The sequence below is a fragment of the Janthinobacterium sp. SUN073 genome, from assembly GCF_030397665.1.
Taxonomy (GTDB): domain Bacteria; phylum Pseudomonadota; class Gammaproteobacteria; order Burkholderiales; family Burkholderiaceae_D; genus Janthinobacterium.
Map to the genome: position 1 here is coordinate 469,113 of NZ_JAPUBT010000002.1, position 24,844 is coordinate 493,956.

A 24,844-nucleotide genomic window follows, 5' to 3' on the forward strand; every position below is an offset into this window, starting at 1 on the left:
TGTTTACTGCACGGCGACGGTGATCGGCGTCAGCCCGGCGATGCGCGCCTCCATGGTTTGCCCGCGGGTGACGGCGCCCACGCCTTCAGGCGTGCCCGTCATGATGATGTCGCCCGGCTGCAGCTCGAACAGGGTCGACAGATTGGCGATGACTTCATTGACGGACCAGATCAGGTGCGTGAGGTCGCTCGTCTGCACGATTTTTCCATCCACTTCCAGCACGATGGCGCCCGTGCTGATCTCGCCGGATACCGCGATGGGCGTGAGCGCGCCGATGGGGGCCGAATAGTCGAAAGCCTTGCCGATCTCCCACGGGCGGCCCTGTTCGCGCATGCGCATCTGCAGGTCGCGCCGCGTCATGTCCAGGCCCACGCCGTAGCCGAAGATGTGCGACGCCGCGTCCTCCAGGGCGATATTGCTGCCGCCCTTGCCGATGGCGACCACCAGCTCGATTTCGTGGTGGTAGTTCGACGTCTGCGCCGGATACGGCACGGTGGCCGTCACGCCGGGTGGCACGGGCACGACGGATTGGTCGTCATTCGGCTTGCAAAAGAAGAATGGCGGTTCGCGGTCAGGGTCAAACCCCATTTCACGCGCATGGGCTGCGTAGTTGCGGCCCACGCAGTAGATGCGGCGCACGGGAAACTGGCTGTCCGTACCAAGGATGGGCAGGCCGGCGATGGCTTGGGGTTCAAAAATGAAGTTGGTCATGATGGGTTCCTGTTAATGGTCTTAACCCCAAGGCAAGGACTGGGGTCGGACCCTCAGGGTCCGACCCCGGCTCTTTACGGGGTTGGCAAAAAAATAGAGTTAGTCAATCAAAAACTGCTCGCGCAGCACGCCCATCGCTTGCTGCACGGGGCGGTCGGAAAAACTGAACAGCACGACGTCGTCCTGCGGGCAGTCAAAGGAGACAAGGGCCCACGACGGCACGACGAAGGTGTCGCGCGGGGCGAAGTCGAATACCTGCACACCGATCGTCACCTTGCCGTGGCCTTCGACCACGCTGTAGACGGTGCCATCGGTGCTGCGCGCGCGCTTGCCCTTGAAACCCTTGGGCAGCAGCTGCATGAAGGTCGCCATGGTGGGCATGGGCGAGCCGCCCGTCAGCGGGTTCGTGTAGCGCAGCTTGTAGCCGTGCCAGTCGTCGATGGCGTCGGTGCGCGACAACAGGTCCAGCGCTTCGCGCGAACGGACATACGGGTAGTTGAAGATGGGCGAGGTAGCGCCCTGGTGCAGCGACTTGACGGGCGCCATGTTGTAGCCGTAGCGGGCGAAGCTCTGGCCTTCCGGGCGGCTGACCGTCTGGCTGTCCTGCGTATCGTTTTCCGCGAAACCGGAATCGAAATAGCGCAGCATGGGAATGTCGAGGCCATCGAGCCACACGACCGGCTCGCAGACGCCGTCGACGCCCAGGTTGCCATGGTCATGCCAGGTCCACGACGGGGTGATGATGAAGTCGCCCGGGTGCATGGTGGTGCGCTCGCCCGCCACCGTCGTATAGGCGCCCTGCCCGCTCACGACAAAGCGCAGCGCGGACTGGCTGTGGCGGTGCGAGGGTGCCACTTCGCCGGGCAAGATCAGTTGCAAGCCCGCGTACAGCGATTGCGTAATCGACGAGCGGCCCGGCAGGGCGGGATTTTCCAGCACCAGCACTCTGCGCACGGCTTCGTGGGCGGAGATGACTTCGCCGGCGCGCGCCAGTTGCGGCGCGATGTCCGCATAACGCCACAGGGCCGCCGCATACGGCGCCGTCGGATGCGGCGGCACCAGGGTGTGCAGGGATTGCCACAGCGGCGACAGATGCATGCCGCTCAGGGCTGCATATAAAGCTTCGCGTTCGGGCGTTTGATGGGAAGTCATGCTGCCTCCTTCTCGGTGGTGGCCAGGCAGGTTTGCGCCGTCCAGCCATACAGCCAGGCCAGCGCTTCATGGAATTGCGCGGGCGTGCGTCCGCGCCACAAATCGTTGCGCACCAGGCGTTCGACGCCTTTGGCGTGGTACAAGCGACCCATTTCGCGCGCCGACAGCACGACCCTGGCCGTGCGGGCGATGCGCGAGGTTTGATACAGCTGGAAGGCGGCGGCCATGTCGAAATCGCAGGCGCGCACGGCTTCGCCCAGGGTGACGGCATCTTCCAGCGCCATGCAGGCGCCCTGCGCCAGGTATTGCAGCATCGGGTGGGCCGCGTCGCCCAGCAAGGTCATGCGCTGCGTGCTCCAGTTGGCGACGGGGTCGCGGTCGGCTGTGCTCCAGCGTTTCCAGCTGGTCGGCTTGTGCAGCAGCTGGCGCGGCTGCGCGTGGACGCCGTCGAAGTAGGACAGCACTTCTTCCTTGCTGCCGTCCGTGACGCTCCACGCTTCCTGCTCGCGGCTGTGGAAGGTCACCACCAGGTTGTATTGCTCGCCATTGCGCAGCGGGTAGTGCACGAGGTGGCAGTTCGGCCCGGCCCAAACGACGGGCGCGTTCCAGCGCAGGTCGGCCGGCATGTCGGCGGCCGGCACCACGGCGCGGTACACCACGTGGCCGGAGACGCGCACCTTGTCGCCCACGATGCGCTCGCGAATGACGGATTTGACGCCATCGCAGCCGATCAGCACATCGGCGCGGAAGCTGCGCCCCGCCGCATCGACCACGGTGACGCCGTCCGCATCTTCCACGACGTCCGTCACCAGCGAGGACGTCACAAAGGTAATCAGCGGCGAAGTGCGCACGGCGTCGAGGATGGCGCCATGGATATCGGCGCGGTGGATGACGGCGTAGGGATTGCTGAAGCGCTGGCGGAAGGCCGCATCGACGACGAAAGTGCCTACCTCGGTCGCGTCGACGGCGTCCATCATCACCAGGCGTTCCGTGAAGACAGCCTTGGCGCGCGTGCGTTCGCCCACGCCCAAGGCATCGAGCGCGGCGAAGGCGTTGGGCGCCAGCTGGATGCCGGCGCCGATCTCGCCCAGGGTCGAGGCCTGTTCCAGCACGGTGACGGCCAGCCCCAGGCGCGACAGGGACAGGGCGGCGGCCATGCCGCCGATACCGCCGCCGACGATCAAGACCGACGGTTTGTGGGTAGCTTCCATTTCTTTCCTCCAATTGATCTGTGTGCTTGCGCGATGCACGTTTGCCGTGCTCTTGGTATGGCAAGCAGTGTGCCGACAGGTCAATATTTGGTAAAGCGATGGAATACAATAACAACAATCACATTTTTAAATAATGGTGGAATCCTCTTATGTCGCGCTTCGATATCGAACTGCTGTTCATCTTTGACGAGATCTATAAAAGCCGCAATGTGACGCGCGCGGCGGAAAACCTGGGCTTGCCGCAATCGACGGTGAGCATCGGCCTGGGGAAATTACGCACGCATTTCGGCGACCGCCTGTTCGCGCGCACCTCGAAAGGCATGGAGCCGACGCCGCGCGCGCAGAACGCGGTGCAGGACGTGCGCGCCGCGATTGCCGCCTGGCAGCATGCGCTGGCCGACCAGCCCGTGTTCGACCCGGCCGCCAGTACGCGCGAATTTGCCATCTGCATGACGGACATCAGTGAAATCGTGCTGCTGCCCACGCTGCTCAACCACCTGCAGCAGATCGGCCCACACATCACGCTGGACGTGTCGAAGATCGCCACCGACACGCCGGCGCGCCTGGAGGGGGGCGAAGTGGACCTGGCCGTGGGCTTCATGCCGCACCTGGAATCGGGGTTTTATCAGCAGAAACTGTTCGACCAGCATTTTGTCTGCCTGGCGGCCAGCAGCCACCCGCGCATCCGCGACACGATTACTGTGGAAGAGTTCCTGCAGGAAGGGCATATCGAAGTGAAAAGCTCGGGCACGGGCCATTCCATCGTGGAGAAGGTACTGGCGGGGGCCGGCGTGCAGCGGCGCATCGTGCTGAAACTGCCCAGCTTCCTCGGCGTGTCGCGCATCGTCGCCGAAACCGAGTACATCGTCACGGTACCGTACCGCTACGCGCTGCAAATGCGGGACCACGAAGCGTTCCGCATCCTGCCCCTGCCCGTGGCGCTGCCCAGCTTTTCAGTCAAGCAGCACTGGCACGAGCGCTACCATGAAGATGCGTCGAACCGCTGGCTGCGCCAGACGATGGCGCAGCTGTTTGGGGCTGGCGACGCGACAACGTTGCCTATTGAGTAATTTTCCCCCATGCTGGCAAGCCTTGTCCTTACATTCCATTGAGGAAGTGATCGGCTTCCTGATGTTCGTCTCGCCCGACGCCGATGATGCGCCCGGCTACTACCAGATCTGGCGCTTCATGATCGATCACCGGCGCCAGGGGCAAGGCCATGGCCGCGCCGCCCTCGCCCTGGCGCTGGCGGAAATCCGCGCCCGCCCGGACGCGCGCAGCATCGAAATTTGCTACAAGCCCAGCAATGCCAATGCGAAACAGTTCTATGCCAGCATGGGTTTCGTGGAAAAAGGCTTGGATGCGGATGGCCATGACATGCTGGCCGTCATTAATCTAGCTTAACTGAGCTGGCCTGACTGTCCGGCGTCGCGCCCGCATCGGCCCTGGCATCGAACGCCAGCCGCGCCGCATCGATGGCGTCGCGGTGGCCGTAGGCCCAGGCGCCCAGGGCGCTGATGGGGATCAAGAGCGAGCGGCCCAGGTCCGTCAAGGCGTAATCGACGCGTGGCGGCACGGTGGGAAACACCGTGCGCGTCACGAGACCGTCGCGCTCCAGACCCCGCAAGGTCAGGGTCAGCATGCGCTGCGAGATGCCGCCGATCAGGCGGCGCATCTCGTTGAAGCGCTTGGTGCCATTGCCCAGCAACATCACCACCATCACGCTCCATTTGTCGCCCACGCGCGTGAGGATATCCGTGATCGGCCGGCACGAGTCGGCCACGCCCGCATGGCCGCCATGGTCGCGCATGCGCCGTTCCAGCTCGGCGCCGCGCGCGGCCACCTCGCCCATAGTCACATCCGTGTGCCCCAGTGTGGAAAAAGTGCCTTCTTGTGCGTTCATTTGATAGTCACTATATTTACCTCGGTTACAAAAACATACCACCCGATCATACCATCCAAGAAGGCTCACATGAACATCCTGCATATCGATTCCAGCATCCTCGGCGAGCATTCCGTCAGCCGCCAGTTGTCCGCCGCCATCGTGGCCCGCCTGCAAGCGGCCGCGCCTGGCGCCACCGTCCACTACCGCGACCTGGCCGCCCAGCCCTTGCCGCAATTCACTGCCGCCCCCAGCGCCACCGAGGGCGTAGCACTATCCGCCGCGCTGGAGCAAGTGCTGGCCGCCGACGTCATCGTCATCGGCGCGCCCATGTACAACTTCGCCATCCCCAGCCAGCTCAAATCGTGGCTCGACGCGCTGGCCGTGCCCGGCAAGACGTTCCAATATGGCGCCAATGGCCCGGAAGGTTTGCTGGGCAGCAAACGCGTGATCATCGCCTCGACGCGTGGCGGCTATTACGGCGCCGACACGCCGATGGCCGCCCTGGAACACCAGGAAAGCCATCTGCGCGCCTTCCTCGGCTTCCTCGGCATCACGCAGATCGAGATCGTGCGCGCCGAAGGCGTCAAGGTCAGCGACGCCGCCAGGGCGCAAGCATTAGCGGGCGCCTTTGAGCAGATCGGCGCGTTGCAGGCGGCGTAGGTTCAGCTTGATTATCTGGCTGCGGCGGAAACTGTTTCGGCGCAGCCAGGCTGGGCATGGCGGGCAAGAATGATCAAACTACGCTAAGCTGCACCCGCCCCACCACTCTACAAGGACCACCATGACCCTGATCGTCGTCGCCACCATCGATGCCCAAGCTGACCATATCGACGCCGTGCGCGCCGCATTGGAAGCCGTCGTACCGCCCAGCCGCGCGGAAAGCGCCTGCCTGCGCTACGAATTACACCTCGACAACAAGATTCCCACGCGCTTCATCATGCTGGAAGAATGGACCGACCAGGACGCGCTGACGGCGCATTACGCGACGCCCCACTTCAAGGCGCTGGTGGCCGCCGTGGGCGACAAGACCGTCAAGATCGACGTGGCCGAGTTGAGCAAGCTGAAGTAACCGCACGGCAGCGTTCAATCGCGCGTTCCCCAAAGAAAGTTGCCACTTATAATATGGCAACTTTTTTTTATGGCCATCATGATTCCATTCTCCCGCATACACGGCGCCCTCGCGGCGGCCGCCTTCACCGTTTGTGCCGGCACCGCCGCGCAAGCGCCCATGCCCAAGCTCGTGGGCGAATACAATCTGCTCTCGTCGACGACCGTGCCGCCCAGTACCTGGGGCTATTCCAAGGCCCGCGTGTCGATCAAGCAACTCGATGACCATCACTTGCTGATCCTGCTCGCCTGCGAATGGAAGCGCGAACCGAAGGCCGTCTGCGGCGACTATTTCTATGCCCAGTGGCGCGATGACGGCCTGTATCTGCAGGACATGAACACGTTTGCCATGCGCCTGTACTTCGATCCCGCCACGCGCAAGCTCACCATCATTTCGCGCGGCGCCGACGCCAGGCAGAGCGTGCGGCACGAAGTGTTCGGCACGACGACCGCGCCGCTGGTCGATACCGCCCTCGTGCGGCGCATGAAGCGCGAGCAATCGAATGCCGACAGCAAGGAAAACCGGCGCGTGTTCGGCCCCTACACCAAGTGGGACTACCAGGAAAACCGCATCGAATTCCAGCGCCAGGACTTGACGGCACCGTGATGGCGCGCCTGATCCAGCCCATGCGGCGCCAGTTGCTGCGCCTCGCCGGCGCCGTGCTGTGCTCGCCCGTGCTTGCGCGCGCGGCCGACAACGACCTGCCCCGCGCCGTGCGCCAGCGCATCGTCGCCACCCTCGACGCACCGCTGCCCAAGATACTCAATGTGCAGCACCTGGCGCTGATACGGCGCTTCAACATCGGCTGGTCGCCCGTGGAAAGCGGCGCGCCCATGCTCAATCCGGCCTACCCGCTGGGCAAGGGAGATACCGTGGCACTGGCCATGCAAGCCATCGCCAGCAAGGATGCGGCACTGGCCGCCCAGCGCCTGATGGAAGCGTCGCTGCTGCTGCCCCACTTCGTGCAGATGGCCGACCTGAAACCGGGCAGCTATGCCAATGGCAAGGCGCCGTTTACCTTGACCGCCCGGCATCTGGCGCTGCTGCGGCAACAGTCGTGGATGACGCCGGAAATGCTGGGCATGGGTGCGGAAGACTACCTGGCCGAAGGCTACTGGCCCACCCCGTCCGTCGATGGCAAGCGCCCGTATGGCGACTTCACGAATTACCCGGTGGAAATGGCGCAAGTGCTGGGCCTGCCCGTGCGCCAGCAGGCGGACGGCAGCCTGGCCATCACGCCCGCGCTGAGATCGGAAATGAAAGCGCTGCACCAGCAGACCATGCCTGCGTTGCAAGTGTTCGTGCGGGAAGCGGGCTTGCGGCGTAATACACTATGAAGTCGGCGAGCATCAAGGCCACAAGCATCGCAGTTATCGCTCCAGGCTCTTGCCGCTCACTCCTTATTCAGGAAAAATCCGACAGGAAACAGGCACTTGAGCTCCGCGCGCCGTCGTAAAAACATTGGGAAGTCATTTTCAACATCCTCGATACTTTCCGTTACCCTGACCAGGATACCCTCACCCATCTGTTCCACGAAAAATCCAGCGGCCAGCAGCCGCTCCACATCGATGCGCGGACAAAAGTCCGGCCCATAGAACATGGCCCACGCTACTTCCGGAATGTCCGGCCTGAGGGACGCATTGAACGATCCCAGGCGAAAACTATCGTAGAGGCCGAGGCTTGCCAATTCAAGCGGAACGAAGGGATGCAGCATCGCGATCTGAGGCGGAAAGATATGACACCACTGCTTGAAGAGCATGTAGAAATCGACATTCTGGCTATACGCTGACGTGAAACTCACGCCACCAGGCACGATCTGGCCGCGGATATTACGCTTTGTGTGGCTCACATAGCCGGTGGACTTGATGGCTTTTCTTCGTCGCCATGCGAATTCTTCCGCCACTTCAAACATGCCGCCCTCATAACGCAAGGTAGAAGGTGCTGCCCAGCGCTCTTCCATCGCCATTTTTCCGGCGTAAGATTCGGTGAATTTATCCGGATTATGCGATATCTGCTCCGGCAAGAGCAGTCCGGCGTGCCCCTCCAGCGTGCCGATGAACTGTTCGCCAACCGCCCATGACTCCGTGGGCGCCTTCGTGCGTATGGTAAGTTGAATATATGGTTTCACGCGTTAGCGGCTTTCCAGAAGTACTGCGTCCCCAACCCCATCGACACAGCGGATTAACCTTGCGGCGCAGGCGCAGGCGCCGGCTGCGGATTCGGCGCAGGTGCGGGCGCCGGCTCCGGCACCGCCTTGCCATGCGTCTCCTGCTCGCCTTCGGCCGGCACGGCCAGCGGCGCTGGCGGCACGCCTTCCTGCAGCAAGTCTCCCGGCTCTTCCACCGGTTCGTCCTGCGGCTCATCCACCGGTTCCACATGGCGCAGCGGTGGCGGTGGCTTGCCGCCGGGGAAAATGGCGTCGCGCGACAGCTTGCCCGTGTCCAGCGCCGTCTTGAAGAAGTCGCCCACCACCAGCACGGCGTTGTGGCCGCCCTGGCCCCAGTAGTTGCTGCGCATGGTGACGCGCGCGTCATTGAAGCCCACCCAGGCGCCGCCCACCAGTTCCGGGTGCATCAAAATGAACCAGCCGTCCGCATTGTTTTGCGTGGTGCCGCTCTTGCCGGCCACGTCGGAACGGATGCCGAAGCGGCTGCGGATGGCCGTGCCCGTGCCGCGGTCGATGACGCCGCGCATCATGTCCGTCAGCGTGGCCGCCGATTCTTCTTTCATGGCGCGCTGGGGCTTGTCTTCGCCAAAACGGGCGATGACCTTGCCTTCGCGGTCGGTGATGTGCGTGACGACGAACGGCAGGCGCGCTTCGCCCTGAGCCGCGATGCTGGCGTAGGCGTTGACCATTTCCAATAAGGTGACGGGACTGGTGCCCAGCGCCAGCGACGGCACTTTTTCCAGCTTGCTGTCGCGGATGCCGAGCGCGCGCGCCAGTTTGATGATCGGCGGCAAGCCGACATCCTGCATCACTTGCGCCGTGATGGTGTTTTTCGAGTAAACAAGGCCGTCGCGCATGGTCATGTCGCGTCCCGTGGTACCGCTCATGTCGGTCGGGCGCCATTTGGTGCCGTCGGCCGCCTTGATATCCATCACTTCATCGCGGTAGACGTGGTCGGGGCTCAGGCCCTTTTCCAGCGCCGCGCCATACACAATGGGTTTGAAGGTGGAGCCGGGCTGGCGCGCCGCCTGCGACACGTGGTCAAATTGCTCGCGCGCAAAGTCGCGGCTGCCCACCCAGGCGCGCACGGCGCCTGTGGCCGGGTCCATGGCCGCAAAACCCGCTTCCAGCCGCGTCTTCGACTTGCGCAGGGCCGCCATGAAGGCGCGGTCGCCCTTCAGCTGCGCCAGCGCCGCCTCGGGCGTGGCGCCGGCCGCCGTCAGCTTGCGGTAGTCGCCCGACTCGCGCACGAAGGAATCGAGCAGGGCCGGATGCGATTTCCAGAAATACTCGAACGCCACGCTGCCAGCCTGCATGCCCGCGTACATGCCCGTCGAAGTGGACGACGGCACACCCGCGCGGCTCCATTCCACGTCGGCAATCGCTTGCAAGGCATTCGCCTGGCGTTCGACGGCGCGCTCGGCCGCCTGCTGCAAATCGTGGTCCAGCGTGGTATGCACGATTAAGCCGTCGCGCTCCAGGTTGTAATCGTTTTCGTCAGCCCAGTCGATCAGCCACTTGCGCACATAGGCCGTGAAATGGCTGTCCGATTGCGCCCGCTCGCTCTGGCGCTCGAAATGCAGGCGCAGCGGACGCTTGATCAACTGTTTATAGCGCGCCTCGTCGATGACGTCGTGCTTGCGCATTTGCCCCAGCACCACGTTGCGCCGCTGCAGGGAGCGTTCGGGATTGCCCACGGGATTGTAGTAATTCGTGCCCTTGAGCATGCCGACCAGGGTGGCGCTTTCCAGGATATCGAGGCGCGACGCGGGCTTGTCGAAGTAGGTGCGGGCCGCCATCTCGATGCCATAGGTGTTGTACAGGAAAGGCACCGTGTTCAAATACGCTTCCAGGATTTCCGTCTTGCTGTAGGTGGCCTCGATTTTGAGGGCCGTGATCAGCTCCTTCAGCTTGCGGTTCAGGTTGCGCGAGCGGCCTATTTCCTCGGGGAACATATTGCGCGCCAACTGCTGCGTGATGGTGGAGCCGCCCTGGGGGTTGCCACCCGCCGTGTGCAAGATGGCGCCGGCCGTGCGCGTGAAGTCGATGCCGTGGTGTTCGTAGAAACGGTGGTCTTCCGTCGAGATCAAGGCGCTGATCACGTTTGGCGAAATCTGTTTTAACGTGACCCGTTCCTGCAAGCCCTGGTCGAAACGCACCAGTTCCTTGCCGTCGGTGCTGACCATGGTGCTCGGTGCGGCCGCGCGCGCCTGGCGCAAATCGTGGATGCTGGGCGTCAAGGGTATCAGCAGCAGCAGGTATAGCGTCAACAAGGCCAGCAAAGCCAGAAAGGACCACAGGCCCAGCACCAGCGCGCGCCGCACGGGCGGCAAGGTCATCAAGTGCGCATGGCCGCGCCGGTACAGCGCCACTGCTTTTACCCACGCCAGCCCCGTCATACGAACGACCTGCGCGCGCGCCTGTATCCACGCCTGCCGTGCTTTTTCCTGAAACTGCTCCATGCCTGATGCCATGCTTGTAACCTTGTCTGATGCCGGATGATCCGTTTCAGCAAGTATATAGGGCGGGCAATGTGGCGGGATGGAAATAAGTAAGCGGAAGTACGGAAGATGACCGGATTATTGCCAATACGTAAAACAATCAGTTAATATCGGCTGGCACTCCCGCCACACTCACTGATGGACGCCGCCATGCCCGCCCTGTCTGCACGCCAGCAACTGCAAGCCACCTTCCTTGCCGCCTGCGGCTTTGCCGTGTTTTGTTTTGGTATCCGGCTGGGTTATCAACTGGTTCATCGGCTTTTGTTGGGGGCCTAAGCGAGACAGGCATCGAGCCGCGCCACGGTGATGCCGACGTACTCGCCCACGCAGCGTGCGTCTCGCGTATAAAAAGCGTCTTCCACTAGCAGCAGGCCGCAGTCGCAGATGACGGGGTCAACCTGGGTCACGACGCCGAGCGCCAGGTAGCGCCAGCCGTCAAGCCGGCGCAGCCCCTGCTCCTGGCCCGGATTGGCGCGGAAGATGGCGTCCCAGTCGTCCATCTCGCTGGGCATGGGCGACAGTTCGAGCTGAACTTGCGTGCCGGTGGCCATCTGCGCGCCGCCGAACTCGTCCATCACATGCAGGCGCTGGCCATCCACTTCGATGACGGCTTCCAGGTACTCTCCCTCGGATGCGATGAAGGTAGCGGCGACGATGCTGGCCGTCACTTCTGCGCCTGCTCCAGCAGGGCCGGCAATTCTTTCAGCATCGCGTCGCGCGTACGCAGGCCGGCTGATGGCAAGCCCTTCTGCTCGTCCTGCACCAGGCGCGCAAACACGACGCTGCGCTCGCCCTTGCTGGCCCAGCCCACGAACCAGCCGTAGCCATGCGCCTCATCAAAGCTGCCGTCGGCCTTGCGCGGGAAGGCCGCGCCCGTCTTGCCGTGCACTTGCCAGCCATCCACGTCCGCCAGGCGCGTCAAGCGCTGCGTTTCCTGCATCGCCTGTTTCGTCACGGGCAACTGGTAATTGACCAGTTTGCGCAAGAAACCCAGCTGTTCCAGCGGAGAGATCTTCAGCGAAGAGCTGATCCACGAGCGCTCCAGGCTATTGTCCTTGCCCGGATCGCCCGACACATCCGCATTGCCATAGCGCAAAGCCTTGGCGTACTTCTGGAAGCGCTCGGCGCCCAGCGCCTGCGTGATCTGCTGCGAATACCAGACGACGGAATACTGCATCCAGCGCGACGGGTCCGTATCCTGGCGCCACGCTTCGCCGCCCCAGTCCACATAGCCCTGGCGGTATGGCAGGATCGGCTTATGCTCATCCTTGAGGAAACCGGCGTCGTAGCCCATCAGGCTGAGCGCGATCTTGAAGGTGGAGGCGGGCGTGACTCTGTCGATGCAATTACCCTCTTGCAACAAGACGGCGCCGGTTCTGGCGTCGGCCATGGCGGTGCAGATGGTGCCGGCCTGGGCTGGCGAGGCGGCCAGCGTGGCGCCTGCCAGGCCGAGGATGAACGGGAAGAATGCGCGGTATTTCATGGGCCTCCGGGGCTGGGGAGAAGGACAAAGCGAAATTGTACCGGGCAGCGCGGCGCGATGCCAGCGCTGATGCAGCACATACACCACTAGCGCCCCGCTGGCGCGCCCGGCTGGCGTTGCCGCTTCAAATGTTCCTCTTCCAGCTCGTCCATGCCCAGCTTTTCCTCGTCGATCAGCGCACGTTCGCGCCGTTCGCGCTCCAGTTCCGCTTCCAGGCTGTCATCGCCCACTTCCCGCTCGATTTTCTCCGGCATGCTGTCTTCCTTCACGGTGGTTGAGTGAAAAACTCAGGCAAGCTGGCCCGCCTGCGCCACGGCATCGTGCGGATGCAGGCTTTCCATATGCCGTACGGTAACACGCGCCTGCGCATGATGTGGCGCCAGTGACGCCAGCGCGGCCTGCACGCGGCGGGCCGCGTCTTCCACATACATCAGGTTAGCACCATTCAAGCGCGCGAACGCCTGCTCGTCGGCCCGTTTCACGGCCGTTTGCAGCGGCGTCGCCAGCGCCGCTTCCACCAGGTCGATCAGGGGAAACAGGTCCAGCTCCGCCTGTTCCGTCAATGCCACGGTGACCGTCGCCGTGCTGCGCTGGCTGTGCGGCGTGGCCAGGCTGGCGTGTTCCTGCAGCCAGTCGCGCGCGGCGATGCCATCGATGCCGCCCGCGCCGAATTGCGCCGCAAACGCCTCGGCAAGCAATTGACGCGCCAGCGCCGCCGAACAGGGACAGGTCGACGAGTAGCCGATCTCCACCGTCAGGGTCAGGGCAAAGCCCTGCGGAGAAACATGCGCCTGCAGGCGCACGGGATACGATTTCCAGCCCGCCAGCCCCGCCGTCAGCAGCGCCGGCTGGCGCCGCAGCACGGGGAACGCCAGCGCGAGGCGCGCCTGCGTGCTGCCGCAATCGGCGTGGCTGTCCACCATGCGCCGCAGCACGACGGCCAGCGCGCCCGCATCGAGCGGCTGTGCGGCGGCAAACGCGTCGAGCAGCAGATACAGCCGCGACATGTGGATGCCCTTCACGTGCGGATCGGGCAAGTCCACCTGCACATCGGCCCAGGCATGCACTTGCTGGGCCTGACCACCCTCTTCCAGCCACACGGGCAAGGCGATGCCCTGCATGCCGACCCAGTCCAGTGGCAAGGGGTGGCCCAAGTGGGGGCCGGCAGCCACATCCGGCAGGGGAGAAGAAAGGGAATCGCGCTTCATGGTCATGGCTCCATATGCAAACAAGTTGCATATCATGGAGAAAAACAGTGGTATTTGCAAGTATCTTGCATTAATGGGCGTTAATGACAGCTTAGCCAGCCTTGCGAAACGTCAAATTGATGCGCTGCGCGCCCAACAACGCGTGTTCGCCGTCCTTCAGGGGCGCCACGCCGTGGAAACGCAGGCGGTCGGCGCCGCCCCACACCACCACGTCGCCGTGCAGCAAAGGAATGCGGGCCGCCTTGTCTGCCCGCTCGGCGCCGCCGAACAGGAAGGTGGCGGGCAGGCCCAGCGAGACGGAAACGATGGGCGCGGTGAAATCGCATTCATCGCGGTCCTGGTGCAAGGCCATGCGCGCGCCGGGCGCATAGCGGTTGACCAGGCAAGCGTCGGGCGTGAAGCCCGCATAGCCGGCCGCCAGCGCCGCCTGCTGCGCCAGGCGCAGGAACACGGGCGGCATCGGCGGCCAGGGGCGGCCGCTGGCCGGATCGAGACGCGCATAGCGGTAGCCGCGTCCATCCGTGATCCAGCCCTGGGCGCCGCAATTGCTCATGGCAACGGACATGCGCAAGCCGCCCGGCGTGGCCATGTGGCGCAGGGGTGCCGCCAGCACGATGGCGTCCAGCGCCGGCAGCAGCTCATGCAGATACGGCAGCGCAAAAGCGCGCAGCAGGACCGACGCGGACGAGCCCGGCACCAGCGGCGCGGGGCCGGCCGGGGCAAGGTCTTCATCGGCAAACAGGGACAGGTTCATGCCGTCTATTGTAGGCGCGGCGCGGAAAAAGCGCGCGCGGCTGGTCCATGGTGCGCTACAGTAGCGTTTCCAGCCACTACCCCCACCTCCACGATGGATCATTACGCCGATTTGCTGCAAACCCTGGCACAGCAGGAAGAAACCCTGCAATTCGAACGCTTCGACAACGATGCCGCGCTGGCCGTGGGCCTGTGGATCGTCGAAGAAGTGCGCAAGCGGGGCAAGGCCGTCACCGTCAACATCACGCGCAACGGTCAAATCCTGTTCCACCACGCCATGACGGGCGCCACGGCGGACCAGGCGGACTGGATACGCCGCAAGAACCAGACGGTGCAGCGCTTTTGCCACAGCTCCTACTACATGGGCATCTCGTATAAAAGCCGCGGCAGCACTTTCGAAGACGTGAAATACCTCGATGACATCGAGTACGCGGGCCACGGCGGCGCCTTCCCGTTGCTGATACGCGGCGTGGGCCTGGTCGGCACGGTAAGCGTCTCCGGCCTGGCGCAGGCCGACGACCACGCGCTGGTGGTGGCGGCGCTGCAAGCGCAGCTGGACGCACAGCCGGGCAAATAGTCGGGCGGCCAGCGCGTGCGCGCCCTCTTCGCCTATCGTGCGCTGGCACAGGGCCGCCCCTTCGGACGAACAGCCGACGATGCCTACATGTCTGGTCACGCTCTGCCTTAGATGCGCTGGCCGCCGTCGATGGGTATTTCCGCGCCCGTGATATACGAGGCGCGCTCGCTGCACAAGAACTCCACCAAATCCGCCACTTCGGCCGTCGTGCCCAGGCGGCGCAGGGGAATTTGCGTGTCGACGATGTGCGAGGTGCCCGGCGATAAAATCGCCGTGTCAATCTCGCCCGGTGCGATGGCATTCACGCGCACGTTCAGCGGCGCCATGTCGTTGGCCATTTCGCGCGTCAGCGACGCCAGCGCCGCCTTCGAACTGGCGTAGGCGGAACCGGCGAACGGGTGCACGCGGTAGCCGGCGATCGAGCAGAGGTTCACGACGGCGCCGTGCGCATTCGACAATTCCTGTGCAAAGCCCCGCGTGAGCGCCAGCGGCGCAAAGAAATTCGTGTTGTACATGGCTTGCCACGTCTGCATGTCGGTGGTCAGCGAATTGACGCGCGAGCCGCCCGGCCCCTTCGGCGACACGCCCGCATTGTTCACCAGCGCGTGCAATTTGGAGTCGCCCAGCATGGGACGCAGGGTGTCGACCATCTGCCCGATCTGGCTCAGGTCAGACAAATCCATGCACACATGCGTGTTGTGTTCCTGGCTGCGCGGGCAGCCGCCGGGAATCGGGCTGCGCGAGACGGTGATGACCCTCCAGCCCAGGCTGCGAAAGCGTTCGGCCACGGCGTGCCCGATGCCGCGGCTGGCGCCCGTGACGATGGCGGTTTTTTGTTCACTCATGTTCTTCCTTGTTCTTCCTTGTCCTGTTCTTGTTCGGTTGTGCCGGCGTGGATGCGCTCCTGGCGCATGACATAGGCCAGCATCTGCGTGCCGCCGTCGAGGATGTCCTGTTCGATGGCGCGCCGCGCGGCCGCGCTGTCGCGCTGGCGCAGCGCGCTGATGATGGCGTGGTGGTGGCCCACCCGCATGTCGGGCGAAAAGCTGGCGTAGCCGGCGGCGATCAGGGGTGCCGTCTGCATCCACAGGTGGTCGACGAAGCGTTTTAATGTCGGCATGCCGGCCGCCTGCGCCAAGGCCAGGTGAAACGCCTGGTTGCATTGCAGGGCCGCCGCCAGGTCATGCCGCGCGATGGCCTCTTCATTCGCCTGCAGCAGGCGTTCCAGGTCGGCCAGCGTGGCGGCGTCGATGCGCTGCGCCGCCTCGAACGCGCCCAGCCCTTCCAGTTCCAGGCGCAGCGCACGGATTTCCAGGTAGCGCGCCACGCTGAGCACAGGCACGCGGAAGTCGCGCGGCGAGCGCAGCACCAGCGCCTCTTCCTGCACCAGTTGCAGCATGGCGTCGCGCACGGGCGTGACGCTGGTGCCCAGCTGCAGCGCCAGCTCGCGGATGCGCAGCCGGTCATTCGGCTGGAAGCGCCCGGCCGCCAGCGCGTCGCGCAGCATCGCGTACACGGACTTGCCCAGGTTGACGTGCACCAGGCTGTCCAGGGAATGGTTCATAGGCATTTTCAAATTTTTCAGATTATGATGCATCATACATCAACACATAAAACTGCGTTTTTCCAGGCGTGCGCCGCAGGCAGGAAACATCGCCAGCACGTACAATCAGCCGCCACCGTATCGAAAGGAGCGCACTTGAACTGGGATTATCCGCACGCCCACACCCTGCCCGTCACGCCCGAAGCGGGCGACATCGACGGCTTGCAGCATACGAACAACGCCGTGTATGTGCGCTGGTGCGAGCATATCGCCTGGCACCACTCGGCCATCCTGGGGCTGGACCTGGAAGATTACCGGCGCCTCGACCGGGCCATGGCGATACGTCGCGGCGAATACGATTACCTGCTGCCGACGCGGGCCGGCGAAGCGCTGACCCTGGCCACCTGGCTGTGCGCCAGCGACGGCCGCTCCAGCATGGAACGGCGCTTCCAGCTGATCCGCGACAGCGACGGCGCCACCGTCGTGCGCGGACGCTGGGAATTGATCTGCATCGAATTGAGCAGCGGCCGCGCACGCCGCCTGCCGCCCGAATTCCTGGCCGTGTACGAACCGGCCATCGTGGCGACGCAGCACGATTAAGAATCAGGCCGGAAGGCGCGCCGGCTCCAGCGCAATCAGCACCAGCAAAATGGCCAGCGGCACGGCCAGCGCGGCGAAACCCACGGTCAGGTAGGCAAAGGCGGCCAGGATGGCGCCCACGGCAAAGCCCAGCAGGGGCCAGAAGCATTTGACGCAGCGTTCGCGCGTGGCGCCATCGGCCGCGCCGCGCAGCACGTCGACCGTGTCGATCACCAACTGTGTGACGTTGCCCGTCATCATGGACGTGGGCGCCAGGTGCGCCAGCAGCAGGCGGCTGATGGCGCTGTGCGCGCCCATGGCGGCCGCGCCGAACAGGCCGGCCGCCATCGCCAGCGCGCCCGGCTCCGCCGCCAACGGTTCGGCCAGCACGCCAGACACCATGAAACCGAGCAGCAGCGCCAGCTCCAGCAGCAGCGCCAGGCGCAGCGCCGGTCCGCCGCGACGCTCGACCGCCACCGTCAACAGCCGCGCCGCCGCCACACCCAGGATAAACGCGGGGAACGCCAGCAGCTTGAGGGCAATCGAGGCATGCGTGGCGTTGGCCAGCGCCGCGCCGATCAGCACGAAGTTGCCCGTCACGTGGGCGGTAAATAGTCCAAACAGGGCGACAAAGCCCAAGGTATCGACATAGCCGGCCAAGAAGCCCAGGCTGATGCCCTGCAAACGGCTGCGCTGCGCCAGATTCATACACGCTCCTCAAAAATTGGCCATCATGATACCGTGCGCCCGTCGCGGGCGGCAGCGGTTTTGCGCGCCGTTCGGCGAAGATGCATGGCTTTTCTTGCGCCCCCGCAGTGCAACATGCATTTCGCTCCTGCTTTGCGCGTCCATGCTTTAGAATCAGCGACCTCAGCCCCGTAAAAACAGGATAAAACATATGACGGCAGTCGGGAATACCGAACCACAAGAGCTCAAGCGCGGCCTGAAAAGCCGCCACATCCAGCTCATCGCCCTGGGCGGCGCCATCGGCACCGGCCTGTTTCTGGGTATCGCGCAAACCATCAAGATGGCAGGCCCTTCCGTGCTGCTGGGCTATGGCATCGCCGGCGTGATCGCCTTCCTGATCATGCGCCAGCTGGGCGAGATGGTGGTCGACGAACCCGTCGCCGGCTCCTTCAGCTATTTCGCCGACAAATACTGCGGCCACCTGCCCGGCTTCCTGTCGGGCTGGAATTACTGGGTACTGTATGTACTCGTCAGCATGGCCGAACTGACGGCCGTCGGCATCTATGTGCAGTACTGGTGGCCGGGCGTGCCCACCTGGGTCTCGGCGCTCATCTTCTTTTGCGCCATCAACGCCATCAGTTTGCTGAACGTGAAAGCCTTTGGCGAAATGGAATTCTGGTTCGCCATCATCAAGGTGGTCGCCATCATCGGCATGATCGTCTTCGGCGCTTACCTGCTCGCGTCCGGCGACGCGGGTCCGCAAGCGTCGGTGGCCAACCTGTGGCAGCACGGCGGCTTCTTCCCGAATGGCTGGCAGGGCCTGGTGATGGCCATGGCCGTCATCATGTTCTCGTTCGGCGGCCTGGAACTGGTGGGCATCACGGCCGCCGAGGCAGATGACCCGAGCACGACGATTCCGCGCGCCACCAACCAGGCCATCTACCGCATCCTGATCTTTTACATCGGCGCGCTGGGCATTTTGTTGTCGCTGTACCCGTGGCAAAACGTCGTCACCGGCGGCAGCCCCTTCGTGCTGATCTTCCATGCGCTCGACAGCAACCTGGTGGCCACGGCCCTGAACGTGGTGGTGCTGACGGCCGCCCTGTCCGTCTACAACAGCGGCGTGTACTGCAACACGCGCATGCTGTTCGGCCTGGCCAAGCAGGGCAATGCGCCGCGTGCGCTGCTGCACCTGAACCGCCGCGGCGTGCCGCTGGCGGCGCTGGGCGTGTCCGCCCTGGCCACGGGCGCCTGCGTGGTGGTCAATTACTTCATGCCAGGCGAAGCGTTCGAAGTGCTGATGGGACTGGTGGTCTCGGCGCTGATCATCAACTGGGCCATGATCAGCTGGATCCATTTGCGCTTCCGCGCACAAAAGAAGGCCGAGGGCAAGACGACCTTGTTCCAGAGCCTGGGCTACCCGTTCACCAACTACCTGTGCCTGGTCTTCCTGGCGGGCATCCTGGTGATCATGTACCTGACGCCAGGCCTGCGCATCTCCGTCTACCTGATTCCCGTGTGGCTCGCTGCGCTGGGCGTCGGTTACTGGATCAAGCAAAGCAAGGCCAAGGCCTGACGCGACACCTTCACCAAAGAAAAAGCCGCCTTCGCAAGAAGGCGGCTTTTTCATGTCCGCTACGCGCCGACTGATGCGCCGGCCGCCCCATCGAGTTCCTGCGCCTCGGGCATGGCGTCCGCCTGCCACAGGCTGATCAGCTGGCCGGGATAGGATTGCAGCATGATGTCGTCGTTCAGTGCCAGCAAATCCTTTTTGCGCTGCTCGGCCTTTTCCTCGGCAGTCTGGTCCGTGGCGCCCGTCTTGTAAGGCCCCAGCAGCGTCAACAGGTCGCGCTGCACCGAATGCTGGGTCGGCGTGGTCGTGTCCGACTCCAGCTTGCCCATCACATACTTCATGACCTGCGTGGACTGGTTGGCCGCCTGCCGCAGGCTGGCCTTCACCAGCTTGCCTTCCTTGTAAGCCAGTTGCGCATCGCTGCTGGCCGTGTCTTCGATCTGGTGGAAAGTGTAGTTCTGCGATTCCTTCGCTTCCGTCAAGCGCAGCGGCAAGCCGGGGATCAAAGTCTGGTGGTAGCTGGCGCTCAGCTTCGATTGCTGCTGCTGGCGGATCGAGCGCTCGTCCTCGCTGGCGCCGCCCAGAGTCGTCTTTTGCGACAGCTCATAGCTGAAGCCATCTTTTTCCACCGGGCGCATGGGATTGATGAATTGCGGCGTTTGCGATACCGAAGCGCTGAAGTCCGCCATGCCCGTCAAGATCGCCTTGTCCTCGGCCGCCAGGCGCCACTTGCCCGCTTCCGGCACGCCGGGCGCGCCCTGCGGCGCGGCGGCGTTGCTGTGCAAGGCGCCAAACGCATCCTTGAACATGGACATCAGTCCGGCATCGGCATGGCCGCGCGACGCGGCCTGGCCGATCTGCTTCATATAACTGCTCATGGCCTTGGCCTGCTGTTCCTTGCTGCCCAGGGTATTGAGTTTGCTGGCGTCCACCTTTACGTCCAGCGATCCGGCCACGCCGCTGAAGCTGACCTTGCGCTGCGCGCTGTCGGCCTGGAAATCCAGCGTCTGCGTGCTTTGCGGTTCGGTGCGCACTTTCACTTCCGCATGCAAGTTCACCGACGCCAGCACGTCCTGGTCGAATTGCATCAGGCCGTTCAACTTGATCTTCGGCTGCCCTTTCGCCATGCCATCGATGGCTTCCTGGAACGCGTCGGCCAGGCCGCCCAGCGCGTCGGCCTCGGCCTCGCTGAGTTCGCCGCTCGTGCTCATGCGCACGGCCAGGCCATCGTCCTGGCTGTCGAGCGACAACTTGACCTCCACGCCGCTCTTGGTGGTGATACTGAGAGTGACCCGGTCTTCGCCATTGCCGTGCAGGCTGGCCGGCGGCAAGGCCCCGATTTCGCTATAGGTATTGGGCTCCATGCGCGGCGGCGCTTGCTGCACTGCCTGCGACACATTGCGCACGCCCCCCTTGATCTGCTCCAGCAAGCTCGCGCCCAGGCCGCCGAAACGGCCGCCAAACGTGCGCGAAGAGAAGTTTTTCGTCATTTGCTCGCTGACGCCATCGCGCGACGGGCTTTCCCATATCTTCGGCGAAGGCGTCAGATACGCGACGACTTGCGTCGCCCCGATGGCAACGATGGAAGACGGGCTTGGCGCCGGAGACGGCGCGGCATCGGCCTTGTTGGCCGCGGCACTGAGCGCGCGGGACGGACTTGGATTCCAGCTCGGGATCGAGGAGACGGAGGTCATGGGTCTTATGCCTTGCTAAACGAGAATCGGTGATTGGATAAAAGATGCATAACTTTCAGTTTTTGATAACTATTTACCTTCGAGCGCACCCAGGCTGTCACGAAAAAAGGGATGGGGCGCATCGCAAACGCTAAGCAGACACTACTATAACGACGTGAAAGGTGAAATCATGAGCGAAAAACAGGATGAAAATTTTTCATTCTCACTACAAATCACCCTCCGCCGCCACGCCCGCGCCCGCACGTGTTCGCCATCTAACTCAATCTGAACTGTTGCCTCAAGTAAAATTCTACTGTTGCTCAAATGCTGAAAGTGACTTTGTGTGATATTCCGCCTGCCCGCAATCACTATGATCGCTGAGTGCTTCACGATAAATCCGCATGAGCTTATGCGAAACGGCAAGCACGGCCTTAAGGAGGCAGCATGAGATTTCTGAACTTAACCATAGCCAAGCGGCTCGGCCTGGGCTTTGGCCTGGTCGCCCTGTTCCTGTTGCTGGTCATCGCGCTGGGACTGACCAGCATGCGGCAAATCCAGGACCGCATGGATGAAGCGACCAAGGTCAACAACGTCGAAACCAGGCTAGCCCAGACTATGGACTTGACAGTAACCGAGCGGGCGCTGGCGCTGCGCAATCTGATTTTGCTGAAAGAGGACAAGGAAATCCAGATCGAGGTCGCGCGCATCGCGGAGCAGGAAAAAAAATACGCCTCCGCCCAGCAAAAGCTGGGGGCGATGTTCGCCACGCTGGAAGGCACCTCGAACGAAGAAAAAAGCCTGCTCGAACAGATCCGTACACAAAGCGAGCTGGCGGCCCCCTTCATTCAGCGGGCCGCCGCGCTGGCGCTGAACCAGAAGCAGGATGATGCCTACAAGCTGCTGCGTTATGAATTCCGCCCCGTGCAAAAGCGCTGGTGGGAATTGCTGCGCACCTTGATCGCCGTCGAGGAAAAGCAGAATAACGAGGCCTCCAGCATGGCCGAGGCGGCCTACAGCCAGGCGCGCCTGGTGATGCTGAGCATCGGCTCGCTGGCCCTCGTCACCAGCCTGCTGGCCGCCGTGCTGATCACGCGCGGCGTGACGCGCCAACTCGGTTGCGAACCCGACGAAGCGGCGGCGATCGCCGGACAGATCGCCAGCGGCAACCTGGCCGTGGCCATCCATACCCGCCCCGGCGACACGCACAGCCTGCTGTACGCCATGCAGTCGATGCGCGACAGCCTGGCGCAAATCGTCCAGCAAGTGCACGCCAGCACCGAGACCATCGCCACGGCGGCGGGACAAATCGCCATGGGCAACCTGGACTTGTCTTCGCGCACGGAGCAGCAGGCCAGCACGCTGGAGCAAACCGCTTCGTCCATGGAAGAACTGACCAGCACCGTGCGCATCAACACCGACCATGCGCGCCAGGCCAACGGGCTGGCCGAATCGGCTTCCGATGTCGCCACCAAGGGCGGCGCCGTGGTGGCGCAGGTGGTCGACACCATGGCGGCCATCGATGTCTCGGCGCGCAAGATCGTCGACATCATCGCCGTCATCGACGGCATCGCCTTCCAGACGAATATCCTGGCACTGAACGCGGCGGTCGAGGCGGCCCGCGCCGGGGAACAGGGGCGCGGCTTTGCCGTGGTGGCCACCGAGGTGCGCAATCTGGCACAGCGCTCGGCCGCGGCCGCCAAGGAAATCAAGGACTTGATCGGCGACTCGGTCGACAAGGTCCAGGCCGGCAACCGGCTGGTGGAACAGGCCGGATCGACCATGCACGAGGTGGTCGCCAGCGTGCGGCGCGTCACCGGCATCATGTCCGAAATGATGTCCGCCAGCCAGGAACAATCGGCCGGCATCGAGCAAATCAATATGGCCGTGACGCAAATGGACAATGTGACACAGCAAAATGCGGCGCTGGTCGAAGAAGCCGCCGCCGCCGCGCAAGCGATGCAGGAACAGGTCAACAGCCTGAACGACGTGGTCAGCGTCTTCCGCGTGGGCAACATCGCCGGTGGCCGCGAGGCGGGACTGCGCGTGGTCAGCCGTCCGCCACCGCCGCTGGCGGCACGACGCCCGCCCGCCACGCCAAAGCCGTCCCGTCCGGCCGCCGCCAAGCCCAGCGAAATCGAGTGGGAACAGTTTTGAGCCGGCAACGGGGAGTGGCACATGGGTAAACTGGAACAGATCGCCGCCGCGGGCCACGTGGCGACGCACATCTTCCCGCATACGGGCCATATCGGCAAGGAACAGCGGGGGCCGCTGGCCGGCCAGCGGGCTGCGACGCTGTGGCTGACCGGCCTGAGCGGCGCAGGCAAGTCGACGCTGGCGTACGCGCTGGAAAGGCGGCTGCTGGCGGCGGGCCGCCTGAGCTGCGTGCTCGACGGCGACAATATGCGGCAGCACCTGAATGGCGACCTGGGCTTTTCTCCGCGCGACCGCCAGGAAAACATCCGCCGCGCTGCCGTCGTGGCCAGGCTGATGAACGACGCCGGCATGATGGTCATCTGCGCCTTCATCTCGCCGCTGCGCAGCGACCGCGAGATGGCGCGCCAGATCATCGGCGGTGACGACTTTATCGAAGCCTATATCAGCACGCCATGCGCGCTGTGCGAGGAACGCGATCCCAAGGGACTGTACCAGAAAGCGCGGGCCGGACTGATCCCGGCATTTACGGGCGTCTCGGCGCCCTACGAAGCACCGCTGGCGCCGGCACTGACGCTCGATACCGGCACGCTGTCGCTGGAACAGGCTTGCGAACGGCTGTTCCAGCAGCTGTGCCCGCGCTTCCTCTGATGCCGCGCACCCACCTGTTCGAGGAATGATGCGATGAGCAGCCACCACCACCCCGGCCACGGCGCGCGCCCGCGCCCTGTCATGATGATCCCCCTGCGCCGCTGCGGCAGCCATGCCCTGCGCCTGCGCCTGAACCTGTCTCCCCAGTTTTATTCACCGTATCCGCTGCACCTGGTCGATATGATGCCGCTGCTGCCCCTGTACGGCGACTTGCGCGACGACCGCGCCTACTTTCGCCTGGTGGTCGATGTGGTGGGCCTGGCGGCGGTCAGCATGGTCAAGTGGCCGGGAGTCGTCTTCGATCCGGTGGAAGTGTTCGAAACGCTGCGCGGCCAGCCGCGCAGCATCCACCGCGTGGCATGGGAGCTGCTGCTGCGCGCGGGCGAACGCCGCCAGGCGCAGGTGGTGATGGACAAGTCGCTCGACAGCGTGCACTACGCCGACGACATCGTGAAGCTGTATCCGGACATGCTGTTCCTGAACGTGGTGCGCGATCCGCGCGCGCAAGTGGCGTCGATGAACCGCGCCATCATCCACGATTTCGACACGCTGCTCAATGCCAGGACCTGGCTGGCCGCCCACACGGCTGCCGACCATGTCGTGCAACGCTATCCTCAGCGCGTGCTGACGATACGCTATGAAGACTTCCTGGCGCGGCAACAAGAAACGCTGGAAACGGTATGTGACTTTCTCGGCATCGCCTTCCTGCCGCAGATGCTGGACGTGGCCGCGTCGGCGGAAGCGCGGCACATCGCACAGATGTCGTCGCTGTGGTCGGCCAACTGCCATGCGCCGATCGCGGCCAACATCGACAAATTCAGGCAGCAACTGTCGGACGATGAGATCAACATCATCGAAACACTTACCGGACCGTACATGGACCGCTACGGCTACACGCGCCTCTGCCGCGGCGACGCCGACATCACGCCCGCGCTCATCGAGCTGGCGGGCAGGCGCTCGGCGCAAGGACGCGAACGCGCCTGGCGCGCCCTGGAACAGGATAACTTCCGCGATTACGCGCTGCGCCGCTGCCGGGCCGACTACCTGGCCCAGCTGCATGCACGGCTCAGCCAGAGCGGCGGCGCGCCGGACAGCGGCGCCATCGTCACGCTGGATCCACTCGACCCGGACGCGTTTGTCGTTGATGATTGACAGGCTGGCGCCGACACCTGCTCCGCAGCGGCATGCCGCCGTCGCTGCCGGCCCGGCAAGCCGCGATCAACGCTCTTTG

At 63.9% G+C, this 24,844-nt stretch carries 28 protein-coding genes; 13 read left to right on the forward strand and 15 right to left on the reverse strand.

What is annotated here, in order from left to right; all coding sequences use genetic code 11:
* Positions 1-3 precede the first annotated feature (3 nt).
* The 3 genes from O0882_RS10065 to O0882_RS10075 form a co-directional block, all read right to left on the reverse strand.
* Positions 4-711, reverse strand: coding sequence for a fumarylacetoacetate hydrolase family protein (locus tag O0882_RS10065; RefSeq protein WP_289947537.1), 708 nt, complete (start codon positions 709-711; stop codon positions 4-6).
* 99 nt (positions 712-810) lie between these two features.
* Entirely contained in the window at positions 811-1,863 is a 1,053-nt protein-coding gene (gene gtdA, locus O0882_RS10070) for a gentisate 1,2-dioxygenase (protein ID WP_289947539.1), read from the reverse strand.
* Positions 1,860-3,074 carry a 3-hydroxybenzoate 6-monooxygenase gene (locus O0882_RS10075; protein ID WP_289947540.1) on the reverse strand — a complete coding sequence of 405 codons (1,215 nt, stop codon included), beginning with the start codon at positions 3,072-3,074 and terminating at the stop codon, positions 1,860-1,862. Before O0882_RS10075 ends, gtdA begins: the two co-directional genes overlap by 4 nt.
* 149 nt (positions 3,075-3,223) lie before the next feature.
* Here O0882_RS10075 and O0882_RS10080 point away from each other — a divergent pair, with 149 nt between their 5' ends.
* On the forward strand, positions 3,224-4,144 hold the full coding sequence (locus O0882_RS10080; RefSeq protein ID WP_289947541.1) for a LysR family transcriptional regulator: 921 nt from the start codon (positions 3,224-3,226) through the stop codon (positions 4,142-4,144).
* A complete protein-coding gene (locus tag O0882_RS10085) occupies positions 4,065-4,478 on the forward strand; it encodes a GNAT family N-acetyltransferase (protein ID WP_289947762.1) in 414 nt (137 codons plus the stop codon). The genes O0882_RS10080 and O0882_RS10085 overlap by 80 nt, the downstream gene beginning before the upstream one ends.
* Here the strand turns inward: O0882_RS10085 and O0882_RS10090 are convergent.
* Positions 4,465-4,884, reverse strand: coding sequence for a helix-turn-helix domain-containing protein (locus tag O0882_RS10090; RefSeq protein ID WP_289947764.1), 420 nt, complete (start codon positions 4,882-4,884; stop codon positions 4,465-4,467). The genes O0882_RS10085 and O0882_RS10090 overlap by 14 nt on opposite strands.
* Positions 4,885-5,046: 162 nt before the next feature.
* On the opposite strand from O0882_RS10090, the gene O0882_RS10095 reads away from it, so the two are divergent.
* The 4 genes from O0882_RS10095 (at position 5,047) to O0882_RS10110 (ending at position 7,404) form a co-directional block, all read left to right on the forward strand.
* Positions 5,047-5,619: an NAD(P)H-dependent oxidoreductase gene (locus O0882_RS10095; protein WP_289947542.1), complete on the forward strand. Its 573-nt coding sequence runs from the start codon at positions 5,047-5,049 to the stop codon at positions 5,617-5,619.
* Positions 5,620-5,740: 121 nt separating this feature from the next.
* Positions 5,741-6,028 carry a putative quinol monooxygenase gene (locus tag O0882_RS10100; RefSeq protein ID WP_289947543.1) on the forward strand — a complete coding sequence of 96 codons (288 nt, stop codon included), beginning with the start codon at positions 5,741-5,743 and terminating at the stop codon, positions 6,026-6,028.
* 78 nt (positions 6,029-6,106) lie between these two features.
* A complete protein-coding gene (locus tag O0882_RS10105; RefSeq protein WP_289947544.1) occupies positions 6,107-6,673 on the forward strand; it encodes a hypothetical protein in 567 nt (188 codons plus the stop codon).
* On the forward strand, positions 6,673-7,404 hold the full coding sequence (locus O0882_RS10110; protein ID WP_289947547.1) for a hypothetical protein: 732 nt from the start codon (positions 6,673-6,675) through the stop codon (positions 7,402-7,404). Before O0882_RS10105 ends, O0882_RS10110 begins: the two co-directional genes overlap by 1 nt.
* Positions 7,405-7,460: 56 nt before the next feature.
* On the opposite strand, the gene O0882_RS10115 is transcribed toward O0882_RS10110, so the two are convergent.
* Positions 7,461-8,195: a hypothetical protein gene (locus O0882_RS10115; RefSeq protein WP_289947549.1), complete on the reverse strand. Its 735-nt coding sequence runs from the start codon at positions 8,193-8,195 to the stop codon at positions 7,461-7,463.
* A gap of 53 nt (positions 8,196-8,248) precedes the next feature.
* A complete protein-coding gene (locus O0882_RS10120; protein WP_289947551.1) occupies positions 8,249-10,708 on the reverse strand; it encodes a PBP1A family penicillin-binding protein in 2,460 nt (819 codons plus the stop codon).
* A gap of 177 nt (positions 10,709-10,885) precedes the next feature.
* On the opposite strand from O0882_RS10120, the gene O0882_RS10125 reads away from it, so the two are divergent.
* A complete protein-coding gene (locus O0882_RS10125) occupies positions 10,886-11,011 on the forward strand; it encodes a hypothetical protein (RefSeq protein WP_279340928.1) in 126 nt (41 codons plus the stop codon).
* Here the strand turns inward: O0882_RS10125 and O0882_RS10130 are convergent.
* From O0882_RS10130 to alkB, 5 genes are all read right to left on the reverse strand, one after another.
* Positions 11,008-11,403, reverse strand: a complete 396-nt coding sequence (locus O0882_RS10130; protein WP_289947559.1) for a hypothetical protein — start codon at positions 11,401-11,403, stop codon at positions 11,008-11,010. The genes O0882_RS10125 and O0882_RS10130 overlap by 4 nt on opposite strands.
* Positions 11,400-12,218: a class D beta-lactamase gene (gene blaOXA, locus O0882_RS10135; RefSeq protein WP_289947560.1), complete on the reverse strand. Its 819-nt coding sequence runs from the start codon at positions 12,216-12,218 to the stop codon at positions 11,400-11,402. Before blaOXA ends, O0882_RS10130 begins: the two co-directional genes overlap by 4 nt.
* 86 nt (positions 12,219-12,304) lie before the next feature.
* Entirely contained in the window at positions 12,305-12,472 is a 168-nt protein-coding gene (locus O0882_RS10140; RefSeq protein ID WP_289947562.1) for a hypothetical protein, read from the reverse strand.
* A 33-nt stretch (positions 12,473-12,505) separates the two neighbouring features.
* Positions 12,506-13,432 carry a GTP cyclohydrolase FolE2 gene (folE2, locus tag O0882_RS10145; RefSeq protein ID WP_289947564.1) on the reverse strand — a complete coding sequence of 309 codons (927 nt, stop codon included), beginning with the start codon at positions 13,430-13,432 and terminating at the stop codon, positions 12,506-12,508.
* Positions 13,433-13,517: 85 nt separating this feature from the next.
* Positions 13,518-14,180, reverse strand: coding sequence for a DNA oxidative demethylase AlkB (alkB, locus tag O0882_RS10150; protein WP_289947566.1), 663 nt, complete (start codon positions 14,178-14,180; stop codon positions 13,518-13,520).
* Positions 14,181-14,273: 93 nt separating this feature from the next.
* On the opposite strand from alkB, the gene O0882_RS10155 reads away from it, so the two are divergent.
* Complete coding sequence (locus tag O0882_RS10155; protein WP_289947568.1) at positions 14,274-14,756, forward strand: heme-degrading domain-containing protein; 483 nt, start codon at positions 14,274-14,276, stop codon at positions 14,754-14,756.
* Between the two features lie 107 nt (positions 14,757-14,863).
* On the opposite strand, the gene O0882_RS10160 is transcribed toward O0882_RS10155, so the two are convergent.
* A complete protein-coding gene (locus tag O0882_RS10160) occupies positions 14,864-15,601 on the reverse strand; it encodes an SDR family oxidoreductase (RefSeq protein ID WP_289947570.1) in 738 nt (245 codons plus the stop codon).
* Complete coding sequence (locus tag O0882_RS10165) at positions 15,598-16,320, reverse strand: GntR family transcriptional regulator (RefSeq protein ID WP_289947572.1); 723 nt, start codon at positions 16,318-16,320, stop codon at positions 15,598-15,600. The genes O0882_RS10160 and O0882_RS10165 overlap by 4 nt, the downstream gene beginning before the upstream one ends.
* Positions 16,321-16,455: 135 nt before the next feature.
* Here O0882_RS10165 and O0882_RS10170 point away from each other — a divergent pair, with 135 nt between their 5' ends.
* On the forward strand, positions 16,456-16,899 hold the full coding sequence (locus tag O0882_RS10170) for a thioesterase family protein (protein WP_289947574.1): 444 nt from the start codon (positions 16,456-16,458) through the stop codon (positions 16,897-16,899).
* Between the two features lie 3 nt (positions 16,900-16,902).
* On the opposite strand, the gene O0882_RS10175 is transcribed toward O0882_RS10170, so the two are convergent.
* Positions 16,903-17,586 carry a YoaK family protein gene (locus O0882_RS10175; RefSeq protein ID WP_289947576.1) on the reverse strand — a complete coding sequence of 228 codons (684 nt, stop codon included), beginning with the start codon at positions 17,584-17,586 and terminating at the stop codon, positions 16,903-16,905.
* A gap of 190 nt (positions 17,587-17,776) precedes the next feature.
* Here O0882_RS10175 and O0882_RS10180 point away from each other — a divergent pair, with 190 nt between their 5' ends.
* Positions 17,777-19,141, forward strand: coding sequence for an amino acid permease (locus O0882_RS10180; RefSeq protein ID WP_219136907.1), 1,365 nt, complete (start codon positions 17,777-17,779; stop codon positions 19,139-19,141).
* A 59-nt stretch (positions 19,142-19,200) separates the two neighbouring features.
* Here O0882_RS10180 and O0882_RS10185 read toward each other — a convergent pair whose 3' ends face one another.
* Positions 19,201-20,832, reverse strand: coding sequence for a hypothetical protein (locus O0882_RS10185; RefSeq protein WP_289947578.1), 1,632 nt, complete (start codon positions 20,830-20,832; stop codon positions 19,201-19,203).
* Between the two features lie 423 nt (positions 20,833-21,255).
* Between O0882_RS10185 and O0882_RS10190 the strand changes: the two genes are divergently transcribed.
* From O0882_RS10190 to O0882_RS10200, 3 genes are read left to right on the forward strand one after another with little or no spacing between them, the layout of a single operon-like run.
* Entirely contained in the window at positions 21,256-22,965 is a 1,710-nt protein-coding gene (locus O0882_RS10190) for a methyl-accepting chemotaxis protein (protein WP_289947580.1), read from the forward strand.
* Positions 22,966-22,986: 21 nt separating this feature from the next.
* The gene (cysC, locus tag O0882_RS10195; protein ID WP_289947581.1) at positions 22,987-23,613 is read left to right on the forward strand and encodes an adenylyl-sulfate kinase; all 627 of its coding nucleotides are present in this window, start codon (positions 22,987-22,989) and stop codon (positions 23,611-23,613) included.
* Positions 23,614-23,646: 33 nt separating this feature from the next.
* Positions 23,647-24,765: a sulfotransferase gene (locus O0882_RS10200; protein ID WP_289947583.1), complete on the forward strand. Its 1,119-nt coding sequence runs from the start codon at positions 23,647-23,649 to the stop codon at positions 24,763-24,765.
* The last annotated feature ends 79 nt before the right edge of the window (positions 24,766-24,844 follow it).

Excerpts from the sequence above, each read along its gene's own strand:
- O0882_RS10200 (WP_289947583.1), top strand. The coding sequence starts at position 23,647 with ATGAGCAGCCACCACCACCCCGGCCACGGCGCGCGCCCGCGCCCTGTC.
- O0882_RS10160 (WP_289947570.1), bottom strand. The coding sequence starts at position 15,601 with ATGAGTGAACAAAAAACCGCCATCGTCACGGGCGCCAGCCGCGGCATC.
- O0882_RS10080 (WP_289947541.1), top strand. The coding sequence starts at position 3,224 with ATGTCGCGCTTCGATATCGAACTGCTGTTCATCTTTGACGAGATCTAT.
- O0882_RS10165 (WP_289947572.1), bottom strand. The coding sequence starts at position 16,320 with ATGAACCATTCCCTGGACAGCCTGGTGCACGTCAACCTGGGCAAGTCC.
- O0882_RS10085 (WP_289947762.1), top strand. The coding sequence starts at position 4,065 with ATGCGTCGAACCGCTGGCTGCGCCAGACGATGGCGCAGCTGTTTGGGG.
- O0882_RS10110 (WP_289947547.1), top strand. The coding sequence starts at position 6,673 with ATGGCGCGCCTGATCCAGCCCATGCGGCGCCAGTTGCTGCGCCTCGCC.
- O0882_RS10105 (WP_289947544.1), top strand. The coding sequence starts at position 6,107 with ATGATTCCATTCTCCCGCATACACGGCGCCCTCGCGGCGGCCGCCTTC.
- O0882_RS10140 (WP_289947562.1), bottom strand. The coding sequence starts at position 12,472 with ATGCCGGAGAAAATCGAGCGGGAAGTGGGCGATGACAGCCTGGAAGCG.
- O0882_RS10125 (WP_279340928.1), top strand. The coding sequence starts at position 10,886 with ATGCCCGCCCTGTCTGCACGCCAGCAACTGCAAGCCACCTTCCTTGCC.
- O0882_RS10185 (WP_289947578.1), bottom strand. The coding sequence starts at position 20,832 with ATGACCTCCGTCTCCTCGATCCCGAGCTGGAATCCAAGTCCGTCCCGC.
- blaOXA (WP_289947560.1), bottom strand. The coding sequence starts at position 12,218 with ATGAAATACCGCGCATTCTTCCCGTTCATCCTCGGCCTGGCAGGCGCC.
- O0882_RS10155 (WP_289947568.1), top strand. The coding sequence starts at position 14,274 with ATGGATCATTACGCCGATTTGCTGCAAACCCTGGCACAGCAGGAAGAA.
- O0882_RS10075 (WP_289947540.1), bottom strand. The coding sequence starts at position 3,074 with ATGGAAGCTACCCACAAACCGTCGGTCTTGATCGTCGGCGGCGGTATC.
- O0882_RS10120 (WP_289947551.1), bottom strand. The coding sequence starts at position 10,708 with ATGGCATCAGGCATGGAGCAGTTTCAGGAAAAAGCACGGCAGGCGTGG.
- O0882_RS10190 (WP_289947580.1), top strand. The coding sequence starts at position 21,256 with ATGAGATTTCTGAACTTAACCATAGCCAAGCGGCTCGGCCTGGGCTTT.
- O0882_RS10090 (WP_289947764.1), bottom strand. The coding sequence starts at position 4,884 with ATGCGCGACCATGGCGGCCATGCGGGCGTGGCCGACTCGTGCCGGCCG.
- O0882_RS10180 (WP_219136907.1), top strand. The coding sequence starts at position 17,777 with ATGACGGCAGTCGGGAATACCGAACCACAAGAGCTCAAGCGCGGCCTG.
- alkB (WP_289947566.1), bottom strand. The coding sequence starts at position 14,180 with ATGAACCTGTCCCTGTTTGCCGATGAAGACCTTGCCCCGGCCGGCCCC.
- gtdA (WP_289947539.1), bottom strand. The coding sequence starts at position 1,863 with ATGACTTCCCATCAAACGCCCGAACGCGAAGCTTTATATGCAGCCCTG.
- O0882_RS10175 (WP_289947576.1), bottom strand. The coding sequence starts at position 17,586 with ATGAATCTGGCGCAGCGCAGCCGTTTGCAGGGCATCAGCCTGGGCTTC.
- O0882_RS10100 (WP_289947543.1), top strand. The coding sequence starts at position 5,741 with ATGACCCTGATCGTCGTCGCCACCATCGATGCCCAAGCTGACCATATC.
- O0882_RS10065 (WP_289947537.1), bottom strand. The coding sequence starts at position 711 with ATGACCAACTTCATTTTTGAACCCCAAGCCATCGCCGGCCTGCCCATC.
- folE2 (WP_289947564.1), bottom strand. The coding sequence starts at position 13,432 with ATGACCATGAAGCGCGATTCCCTTTCTTCTCCCCTGCCGGATGTGGCT.
- cysC (WP_289947581.1), top strand. The coding sequence starts at position 22,987 with ATGGGTAAACTGGAACAGATCGCCGCCGCGGGCCACGTGGCGACGCAC.
- O0882_RS10095 (WP_289947542.1), top strand. The coding sequence starts at position 5,047 with ATGAACATCCTGCATATCGATTCCAGCATCCTCGGCGAGCATTCCGTC.